The organism is Azomonas macrocytogenes, from assembly GCF_014191985.1.
Taxonomy (GTDB): domain Bacteria; phylum Pseudomonadota; class Gammaproteobacteria; order Pseudomonadales; family Pseudomonadaceae; genus Azomonas; species Azomonas macrocytogenes.
Window position 1 is genome coordinate 105,892 of the sequence record NZ_JACHXI010000012.1, and the last position, 10,178, is coordinate 116,069.

Genomic DNA, 10,178 nt, shown 5'->3' on the forward strand with positions numbered 1-10,178 from the left:
GCTCTCTTCTCCCGCTAGCCGAAGGCGAATGACAGGACACTCAATCTCAGAAAAAACACTTCGTTATCAGCCCGTAGATATTAGAGCGTTTTCAATTTATACGTTTACATATCCACACGAGGCGAAGTAGTTGGAACATTCGCATGGCGTAAACACGTCGAGCAGTCTGCCGATTTCGGTCCAGAGAGACTCGACGGTTTGTTTGGCCGCCTTGCGCAACAGAGCCTTGAGCTTGGAGAACATCTTTTCGATGGGGTTGAGGTCAGGCGAGTACGGCGGCAGGTAGCGAAGCGTGGCGCCGACGGCTTCGATGGCCTCCCTGACACCGGCGACCTTATGGCAGGACAGGTTGTCAGCGACCACGATGTCACCGAGCCGCAGCGTGGGGCACAGGCACGTTTCGATGTAGGCGAGAAACGCGACGCCGTTCATCGGACCATCGAGCACCAGCGGGGCGGTAATCGCATCGTGACGCAAGCCGGCAATGAACGTCGTGGTCTTCCAGTGGCCATACGGTGCCCAAGCAACACAGCGCTGACCGCGTGGCGAACGGCCCCGCAACCGGGTCATGCCGGTGGTCATGGCCGTTTCATCGAGAAAAACCAACTGGCCTCGATGCCACCGCGGCTGATCGCACCTCCACTCAGCCCTTGCCTGCTGCACGTCCGCGCGCGACTGCTCGCTGGCGTGCAGCGTTTTTTTTAAAGCTCAAACCCCACTTGTTGAGTGGGTGCCACAGCGCCGGCACCTTGATCCCGATGCCTTCCGCGGCCAGACGATCACTCAACTCCGCCAACGTCAGATCCGGCGTCGTTTCAATCTACCCGCGAATCACCGCTTCCTTGTGCGCTATCCGTGATCGTCGATGTCCGCCCACGGGCAAGCTCTGGCGTTTGCCTTCCTTCTCCCAGCGCCGGCGCACCTGGTATACCCATAGGCGGCTTACTTCGTAGCGCTGGGCGATCGCTGTCGGGCCTTCGCCTCGCTCCAAGGCACCCAAAACTCGATCACGTAGGTCTTGCGAATACGCATGCATCTTCGCCTCCTCGTCAACGCTGGAGGTCACTTTACATGACGTATATATTTAAATCAAAAATGCTCTAGTCAAGTTGTAGGGCGGAAAACCGCGCAGCGTTTTCCGCCAGGGAGGTCCGGGCAGTTCGCCGCTCACTCGGTGGACAAGCCAAGCGTTGTCCACCCTACGGAAACCAAACTTCAAGGTAGGGTGGAAAATCCGCGCAGCGGTTTTCCACCGGGGAGGTCCGGCAGTTCGCCGCTCGCTCGGTGGACAAGCCTTCGGCGTTGTCCACCCTACGGAAACCAAACTTCAAGGTAGGGCGGAAAACCGCGCAGCGTTTTCCGCCGGGCACCACATCCGACCCATCATATCGGCTCGCCCCAATCGCTTTGTTCCTCTGCCTGGTCAGAGCTCCAATCCACCGGGTAAATGCCCTCGCGAATTGCACGGTGAAAACTGGAGTACGGCCAATCACCGACCCGTGTTACGTAGCCGTGTTTCACTGGATTGAAGTGGATGTAATCGAAATGGCGCTCATAGTCGCGCTCATCACGTATCAGATGCTCCCAATAGCGACGTTGCCAGATACCACGTTCCCCACGCTTGATAAGCGCCGCAGGGCGGGGTTCGGTGATCGGTAGTCGTTTGGCAAAGGCGAATTTGATGACTTTCCAACGCAGGGCAAAATCGGCATCGCCCGCCGGCAGGGTCCACAGGCAATGCATATGTTCAGGAAGTACGACCCAGGCATCGATATAAAAAGGGTGACGGGCTTTGGTGGCCTTGACTGTTGAACGTAATAAATCGATGTGTCGAGTCAGCAGATCGCTTTGACGATCCCGTAGAGTGACTGTGAAGAAATAAGTAGCGCCTGGTACCCGGGCGCGGCGGTAACGGGACATAGCGGCTCATCCTTGAGCGTGGTGGGGTCGTGCAGAGATTTATGGTGGACAAGCCAAGCGTTGTCCACCCTACGGAAACCAAACTTCAAGGTAGGGTGGAAAATCCGCGCCGCGGTTTTCCACGGATAACGGGCGCTTCTCGAAGATGTTGAAAGGCATGGGAGTAAGGTACCGATGATGAACCATCACACTCCGGGACTGCACACCTAGCCGAGCAAGAGATAGCAGGTATTCCGGAAAAAGTGTTATCACCCAGCACCAGCCAGTAGGCTTTCATAGGGAATGCGCAGCCCATCATGAAGGCGCTTTATCATCGCCAGGCTCAATTTGCGCCTCCGGTTCAATACCTCGGAAACCCGACCGCTAGAGCCAATGTACGGCTCCAAGTCGCGGGGGGTCAGCCCCTGCTGATCCATACGGAATTTGATGGCCTCGATGGGGTCGGACGGCGGGATCGGATAGTGTTCATCCTCGTATTTCTCGATCAGGATCGCCAGCACTTCCAGCTCATCGCCCTCCGACGTGCCGATTTCGGCACCCCACAGTTTTTCCAGGCGTGCAAAAGCCGCTGCCAAGTCTTCCTCGGAGCGAATCGGCTTGATGTTCATCACACTGCCTCCGCGTTGATCTGGTCGTACTGGACATGAGTGCCTACGAATCTCACGAAACCAAGCTGTCGTTCGTAGTCAATTGCCAGGATTACCGGATACTTGTTACCAGCGATGTTAAAAACCACACGGCCACCTTTCAGGATGCTTGCTGCACGCAGTTCTGCCTTGACCTCCTGCGGCGTGCGGTAAGTGGCTTTCTCCATGTGCCGATACCACTCCACCAGAGGTGTCATGGCGTCTGCATAGGCGGGGCTGCCTTCCCAGAAAGCGCGCAATGTACTTCGCGCAATAATTCTCATCGCCACATATCTCCCGATTTGGGAGAAGCTTATCCCGCCAACTTGGCCGCGGCAACGGTTCACCTTCGATGGCTGATGAGGTGACGATGTTCTGCAGCAGGGCATCCAGGCTGCTCTGTGCTTCAGTATCACCACCGACGGCATCGAGCATGCCGAGCAAGCGCCCCTGAGCCTGGGTGCAGGTGCGGAGCAACAGGGCAAGCGGTTCGGCTTGCCAACTGAAGTGTGGCCAGTCGAGCTGCTGCCAGATCCAGAAGGGCTCGTTCATGGAATTCGCTCATCGGTGAGCCGATTAACGATTTTATTCGGCTCATTATATGAGCTGATTGTGCCGGCTATTCGGCTCACCGCCTAATCAAGCCCGCTAGGAGCGCACCCGGTGGCAGCATAGCGCTGCTCGAACGGTCGCCAGTCTTGCTGCCCGAGTCATTATTTTGATAGCAAAGTCGAACGCTCGATTTTGTGATCTGGTGCACGAGGAAAACGGGATATTCGGAAACGCCTGCTGTTGCCGTACCTCAGGATGCACACCCAGGACGATCAAAAGGCCTGCAGGCAAGACCGCCTGACAGCACATCAGCCATCCCGATCGCCGGAGCCTGTCAGCGCAGTGGCGATCACACTCCTTGCAAAGTCGTCGAAATCCTTGAGATTGCGCGTGGCAATGCTATGCACTATCGCCCAGTTGATGGCTTCGTAGTTATGAACGGCAAGATTGCGAAAACCTACCGACTTCTTTAATCGTTGAGCCAGTGCCGGGTCCAACAGATTTTCCTGCGCAAGCAACTCAAAGGCTCTACCCATGGTTTCAGGCGGCGGCTGCCTGCGTTCGGTAAGGATATGTACAGCAATATCGACACACAGTTGAACAGCACGAGTCAGATTGAGAACCAGCACATCCTGAAGATCCAAATCGCGGATCAGACTTGCGACATCCAAGGGTGCCTTACTACGAATCCTTTCCAGGCAACGTTGGAGCGAATCCAGCTTTTTCTCGATAATCAACCTATCCATCGTTGTCTGCGCTCGGCCAGCATGCGTTCAATATAGGGCACAAAGTCCTCGTTGTTGAAAATATGACGGGTTACCCATTGCGCATGCCGGGCAGCATCGCCGCGGATTCGCACGCCATAGCGCAGGATCTGCCCCAACAGTGGCTCGCCAACGCCAGCAAGATCGATCAAATCCACCGGTCGTCCGGTAGCCGAGGCAATATCCTCGATCAAGCGGGCTTTATACGTTGCATCAAGCGGAGCATCCGCCAGTACCGCCACATCCACATCACTATCGGGCCGAGCCCGGCCACGGGCAACAGAGCCGAATACATAAGCCAGTACAAGATCGGGATAAGGCTCCAGGGCAGCTTCCACCTCACGGATTGTCATGGCGTACTCCACAGCAGAAATGACTAGCCTTTGAATGGTACGCCAACACCCCCAGCAATCAATCGTCATCCTTTTTGTTCAACGCATTGAGCGTGGTCATGATGCTGTTGCTGGTTGCCGTCAACTGAGAGACCAGGCTATCCATCTTGTTGTATTTGCTATAAAGCGAGGTGGTCAGCGTGTCGATACGGCGATTGAGATCCTCCTGCTGCTTGGTCAGGCTGGTTTGCGTCGTTTCCAGGCTGTTCTCGCGCATCTGGATCAAGCCACCCGAGCCGGTATACACGCTGGTTACATCGCCCAGCCGCTTGATAAGCCCCTTGTCGCCGGAGAAAAACGCCTGAACGTCCTGATAATGCTCGGCCAGGGAACTGGACAGCTTGTCATCGTCGATAGCCAGTGTGCCATCTCGGCTCGTCGATACGCCAAGCTGGGAAAGGATGCTCAAACCGCCGCTATCGCTGGAAGGTTGCACCAAGGCACTGCGGACAGAATTCAACAGCGTGCGCACCGAAGCATCGCCCGCCAGTGCCGCCGCATTCGTGGAACTGCCGTCGTCGGAAGCACTTACTTTAGTCAAGGCATTCGTGACGGTAATCAGCGTGTTGTAGGCCGTGACAAAGCTTTCGACGGAGGTTTTCAACCCATCGGTATTGGCAGCAACCGATACGGTTGAACTGCCCGTCCCTTCCAGCTTGATACTGAGGCCACTGAGCGCGGTCGTGGTGTTGGTGGCAGTGCTCATCGCCAGGCCGTCGAGCGTAAACGCCGCATTCGAGGCCTTGGTGATATAACCGGCACCGGTACCGCTTTGTTGCGTCAGGCTGTGATTGCCCGCCGCATCGACATTGATATTCAGCGCGGCGAGATCGCCAGATCCCGTCACATACAGGTCAGTGTCAGCGCCCGTCGTTTCTGAAGACAGCACCAGCCGCGAGCCATTGGCATCGTTCACGATATTGGCGCTGATTCCCGCGGCGCTGGATAACCGGGCATTGATGGTATCGCGAATATCCGTGAGGGAAGCTCCCGCATTGACAGCCACATCGTAAGAAGCATTACCGATAGCGATGTTCAAGCTTCCACCGGAAGCGAAAGTCGTCGAAGAACCGCCGCTCATACTGGCTGAAGCCACTTTCGAACCAGACGCCAGGCTGGTGACCTCCAGCTTGTAGGAACCGGCTACCGCGCCTTTGCCAACGCTTACCGACGCGACCTTGGGATCGGCAGAACTGGCACTCAAACTGGCGAAGCTACCGGATGTCGCCTTGAGGCTGGAGAGCGACGCTTCAAAGGTTTCCAGGGCGCTTTTCAAGGTCCCCACGGCCGTCAGCGTCGTTTTCGTCTGGTTCGTCAGGCGGTCGATCTGCGCCTGCTTGGGGGCTTTTTCGGCATCAGCCGTCGCACTGACCAGCTTATCGATATCCATCCCGGAACCGAGACCGGTAATTGAACTGACAGCCATGGACCACTCCTCACTTGACTGATTTTTGACGGCTACTCCGTTTATGGCAAATTACAGGCCACTCACGCTTCGTCACGAAGCAGCAGGCTGCGCAAATCATCCATATTGGCCGCCCATTTCAGTGCCTCCTCCGAAGGTATCTGGCGAATCAGCTCGCCGGAACCACTGGCCATGATCTGAACCACGACCTGCCCTGTGGAATCATCAAGGCGAAAGCTCAGGTCTCGACCGATGGATTGAGCGAAGTCCTGCATGCTCGCGACAGCCGAGTCGAGCGTTGTGCGAGTGGCGCTCAGCGTAGCGGGATCGACAAGCGGCGTAGCAGCGTCCGTATTGCCCAAGCCAGACAGAGGCTTGGAAGCCGCCATACCTTGCGCCGTCGTTGCAGTTGTATGGGTAGATGAGGTGCCGGGTTGCAAGGCTTGTACCGTGATATTCATAAAAACCCACCTCTAACGGAAAAAGAGGAAAAGCTCGTCAAGTGCTTTCCCCCTTCGGCTTACCCCTTGGCCAGTTATTGCAGCAGGCTGAGGACAGACTGTGGCAGTTTGTTGGCCTGTGCCAGAATCGCCGTGGACGCCTGTTGCAGGGTTTGCTGCTTGGTCAGGTTGGCGGTTTCGGCGGCGAAGTCGGCATCCTGGATACGGCTACGGGAGGCCGTGGCGTTCTCCGAGATACTCTGCAGGTTGGCGACCGTGTTATCGAAGCGGTTCTGCACCGCACCCAGCTTGGCCCGCTCGCCGTCGATCTGCTGAATGGCGCCGTCCAGCGTCTGGATGCTGATCTGCGCTCCCTCGGCGGAAGTGATGCTCAGATCGCTGACACTGGTTTCCTGGGTGACAGCAGTATTGGTGCCAGCGGTCAGGCCCAGGGCGGCCAGGCCGGTACCGGCAGCACCGTCGGCGACGGAGAAGTTCTTGTTCGAACTCAGGCTCAGCGAGCCATCGTCGTTCTTGGCGGCGGTAACGCCAGTGCTGGCGGTGTTGATGGAGGTGACGATGGTATCGAGGCTGCTGCCCGCACCGAGCTTGATTTCGGTACCGTTCAGGCTGAGCGAAGTGCCGGTAACCAGCTTGGCATCAGTGGTTCCGGCGCTAAGGCCCAGTTTGGACAGCGAGCCGGCGGTAGCATCTTCCAGCTTGACTGCCTTGCCATCAGAGGAAGTCAACTGTAGACGACCATTATTGACACTGGCGGTCACGCCCGTCGAATCAGTGCTCTGGTTGAGTTTGTTGGTGATATCGTCGAGATCCGAGCCATCCTGAAAGTTGATGGTTTCGCCATTAAGACGAATGGAGGCATCTCCGGAGATAGTGCCGCTATTTACTGCATCAGCGCCTTTGACCTTGACCACACCGCCGGTGTCAGCCCCCAACCCCAACGCAGTCCGACCAGCAGCATCACCATCAATCAAGAACCCGCTTTCCGAAGAAAGGTTAATGCCTGTAGTGCTGACAGCTTTAGCAGTTACCCCAACACCGGCGGCATTGATCTTGTCAATGATCGAGTCTTGAGTGTCAGATGCAGAAAGTTCGATTTCCGTACCATTGATGGATATTTTTCCAGCCGCGATAGCACCAAATGTAAAGCTCTTCTCAGCATTGCCGGTTGCTACCTGCGTAGTACCTTTCTCAAGGCCCAGGGCAGTCAGACCAGCACTTTCGCCATCGATGGTGATTTTGGAGTTGGAGGTTAGGACCAGCGAACCGCTGGAATTATCAGCAGTCACACCAAGCCCAGCATTGTTAATTCGATCTTTAATGATAGACAGAGTATCACCAGTCAGAACCGAGATATTCGTGCCATTAATACTAATAGACGAGTTTCCAGTAGGCATGGTAAACCCTGTCGAAGTTATCTTGGCCTCACCCAAGATATCAGCTTTAGTAGTGTCAGCAGTCAGCCCGAGCACTGAAGCAGCATTATTAGTAGGAGCAGTGCCGCCGTTGACTGTAATATCACCTTTAGCTTCGAGCTTGAGCTTTCCATCTACATTACTAGCAGTCACGCCAGTAGTAGTAGCCTTGTCGTTGATACGGGTAACGATGGCATCAAGATCATCACCAACTTGGAAAGCGATATTGTCTGCGGTGTAGCCTGTAGCACCAAGGTTAATAGTGTTAGCAGTAGTGCTAATGATACCGTTCTCACCAAAGGCATCGCTCGCAGTGACGCTAGCCCGCCCAGTTACAGCAACATAATTACCTTTATCATCCCCACTAATACCCAAGGCCTTCGCGCCGCTGACTTCGAAGCTTTCGTTCGAAGTCAGTTTCAGCTTGCCGTTGTCGGCGCTGGCAGTTACGCCAGTATTTTCAGTAGACTCATTAATTTTACTAATTACATCATTAAGTTCCCAAGCACTATCAGTTCCACTGCCACCTGCCTCTTCGAAGTCAATATTCGTACCATTTAAAGTAATAGTTTGAACGATAGCTGGCGGAGTAGCTGGAGTAGCGTTACCTCCAAATGCAGCAAACACGGTTCCAGTTGTACTAACAGGAGTATTAGAAATACTGTTAGAAGCGCTACCGATGGCGGAGCCGGTAACCGAAGCAGCCATGCCTTGCTGCACAGTGCTAAGCGCGCTGGCACTGCTATAACTCCCCTTCAACGACGAAGAACTCAGATTGCTCAGGCTAAAGGAAACCGTCTCGTTGGCATTGGCACCAATCTGGAAATTGGTACTGGAAAATGAGCCATCGAGCAGGTTCTTGCCACCGAAGGTGGTGGTCTTGGCGATCCGGGTCAGTTCGCCGGACAGGGCCGTGAATTCTTCCTGCAGGGACTGGCGATCATCGTTGCTGTTGGAACCGTTGGCCGATTGCAGCGCCAGTTCACGCATGCGTTGCAGGATATTGGTGGACTGCTGCATGGCACCTTCGGCCGTCTGGGCGATAGAGATACCGTCGTTGGCGTTCTTCACTGCCGTGTTCAGGCCGGTGATCTGGCTGCTCAACCGGTTGGAAATCTGCAGGCCGGCGGCATCGTCCTTGGCACTGTTGATCTTCAGGCCACTGGACAACCGCTGCATGGTGGTGGACAGGGCGTCGGAAGCCTTGTTCAGGTTTTTCTGGGTATTAAGAGCAGCGATGTTGGTATTGACGGTAAGGGCCATGACGAGAACCTCATGATAGTCGGCTGGTATGACTCCCGGCCTGGGCAACCGCCGGGATTGGCCTAGAGAGCTTTCATGAGGGTTATCGACGGACGGGTGGTTTGCTTTAGGATTTTATTCATGGAGTGGTGATGGCGTTGGTCTTTGGGTGTTCGTGCGTGCCTTACAGGTGAGGAAGGGTCTTCTTTCTAGGGGTTTGGTTCGTGTGGGGCCGAGGTGCTTTCCCCAGGGCCTGCAGGTGTAGGGTGAACAACGCCGAAGGCTTGTCCACCGAGCGGGCGGCGAATTGCCTGGACCTTTCCTACGCGGGTTTTCCACCCGGGCAAAGCTGGTGGCACTTTCCCTGTAGTGGGCGACAGGTTTCGCCTTGCACGGCGACTTACTTTCTTCTTGCTTGCCCAAGAAGAAAGTAAGCAAAGAAGAACGGCACCCGATCATCCGGCCCCGACCGCTTCGCGGCCGGGGTGCCCTCCTTCCGGCATTGCTCCGGGGGCCATCATATTATGGCAATAATAGCAATAACTAATGACACACCTGCTGTGATCCATGCCGAGATTAACCCAGTACTCCGGCTGGACTCTTCCTGGGCCCTATTAGAAATAAACTCTAATAAGGAATTCAAATATTCTTGTTCAAGCGGTGGACGCTTTGTTTCTTCATCTTCCTCACCTTCAAGCCACTGCCTAGCATGACGCAACTGCAGTGCATAAAAATGTGCCCCAGTTTTCTTTGAGGTTTTCTCTGACTTACGAAATAGACTCTTAAACGAAGCCAGCACAGTCTCAACTTCTTTCTGGTCAATTGAAACAGCTTTGGCTAAGTTTGGTGAAGTGCGTGCAGACCAGTCAGTCATAGCCAAATGAGTAACTAGCGCAATAAGCGTATCAAGGTGCTCTGAATAACTTAGTTTTTTCATAGAAAATATATCCGATTTGATTTAACTGGCAGTAGCACTGCTAATTCACAGCCGGCTGGACAACCGCCGCATGGTGGTGGATAGGGAATCGGAAGCCTTGTTCAGGTTTTTCTGGACATTCAGCGACGCGGTGTTGGTGTTGGTGTTGGTGTTGGTGTTGGTGTTGGTGTTGACAGTAAGGGCCATGACGAGAACCTTATGACTCCCGGCCTGGGCAACCGCCGGGATTGGCCTAGAGAGCTTTCATGAGGGTTATCGACGGGCGGGTGGTTTGCTTTAGGATTTTTTCATGGCGTGGTGATGGCGTTGGTCTTTGGGTGTTCGTGCGTGCCTTACAGGTGAGGGAGGGGCTTCTTTCGAGGGGTTTGGTTGAACCTGTCCCCTGAGAACGGACGCCAAGAAGCACGGGGTCAAGCGGCCTGCTTCATCTTCCTGGCATAGTCGTTGGGCGACAGGTAGCCAAG

Annotated in this window: 10 protein-coding genes and 2 pseudogenes; all 12 read right to left on the reverse strand. The window is 55.1% G+C overall.

Annotated elements, in window-relative coordinates; translation table 11 throughout:
• Positions 1-96: 96 nt before the first annotated feature.
• Positions 97-1,036, reverse strand: a pseudogene (locus FHR87_RS12335) (IS630 family transposase).
• Between the two features lie 347 nt (positions 1,037-1,383).
• Positions 1,384-1,920, reverse strand: coding sequence for an REP-associated tyrosine transposase (locus FHR87_RS12340; protein ID WP_183167028.1), 537 nt, complete (start codon positions 1,918-1,920; stop codon positions 1,384-1,386).
• Positions 1,921-2,168: 248 nt separating this feature from the next.
• Positions 2,169-2,528, reverse strand: a complete 360-nt coding sequence (locus FHR87_RS12345) for a helix-turn-helix domain-containing protein (RefSeq protein ID WP_183167029.1) — start codon at positions 2,526-2,528, stop codon at positions 2,169-2,171.
• Entirely contained in the window at positions 2,528-2,830 is a 303-nt protein-coding gene (locus FHR87_RS12350; protein WP_183167030.1) for a type II toxin-antitoxin system HigB family toxin, read from the reverse strand. Before FHR87_RS12350 ends, FHR87_RS12345 begins: the two co-directional genes overlap by 1 nt.
• A gap of 25 nt (positions 2,831-2,855) precedes the next feature.
• A pseudogene (locus FHR87_RS12355) lies at positions 2,856-3,098 on the reverse strand (DUF4172 domain-containing protein); the annotation flags it as partial.
• A gap of 308 nt (positions 3,099-3,406) precedes the next feature.
• Positions 3,407-3,844: a type VII toxin-antitoxin system HepT family RNase toxin gene (gene hepT, locus FHR87_RS12360; protein ID WP_183167031.1), complete on the reverse strand. Its 438-nt coding sequence runs from the start codon at positions 3,842-3,844 to the stop codon at positions 3,407-3,409.
• Entirely contained in the window at positions 3,832-4,215 is a 384-nt protein-coding gene (mntA, locus tag FHR87_RS12365) for a type VII toxin-antitoxin system MntA family adenylyltransferase antitoxin (protein WP_183167032.1), read from the reverse strand. Before mntA ends, hepT begins: the two co-directional genes overlap by 13 nt.
• A 58-nt stretch (positions 4,216-4,273) precedes the next feature.
• Complete coding sequence (gene fliD / locus FHR87_RS12370) at positions 4,274-5,680, reverse strand: flagellar filament capping protein FliD (RefSeq protein ID WP_183167033.1); 1,407 nt, start codon at positions 5,678-5,680, stop codon at positions 4,274-4,276.
• A gap of 62 nt (positions 5,681-5,742) precedes the next feature.
• The gene (locus tag FHR87_RS12375) at positions 5,743-6,120 is read right to left on the reverse strand and encodes a flagellar protein FlaG (protein ID WP_183167034.1); all 378 of its coding nucleotides are present in this window, start codon (positions 6,118-6,120) and stop codon (positions 5,743-5,745) included.
• A gap of 74 nt (positions 6,121-6,194) precedes the next feature.
• Entirely contained in the window at positions 6,195-8,798 is a 2,604-nt protein-coding gene (locus tag FHR87_RS19730; protein WP_183167035.1) for a flagellin N-terminal helical domain-containing protein, read from the reverse strand.
• A 496-nt stretch (positions 8,799-9,294) separates the two neighbouring features.
• The gene (locus tag FHR87_RS12385) at positions 9,295-9,714 is read right to left on the reverse strand and encodes a hypothetical protein (RefSeq protein WP_183167036.1); all 420 of its coding nucleotides are present in this window, start codon (positions 9,712-9,714) and stop codon (positions 9,295-9,297) included.
• Positions 9,715-9,759: 45 nt separating this feature from the next.
• Positions 9,760-9,900 carry a hypothetical protein gene (locus FHR87_RS12390; RefSeq protein WP_183167042.1) on the reverse strand — a complete coding sequence of 47 codons (141 nt, stop codon included), beginning with the start codon at positions 9,898-9,900 and terminating at the stop codon, positions 9,760-9,762.
• Positions 9,901-10,178: the final 278 nt, after the last annotated feature.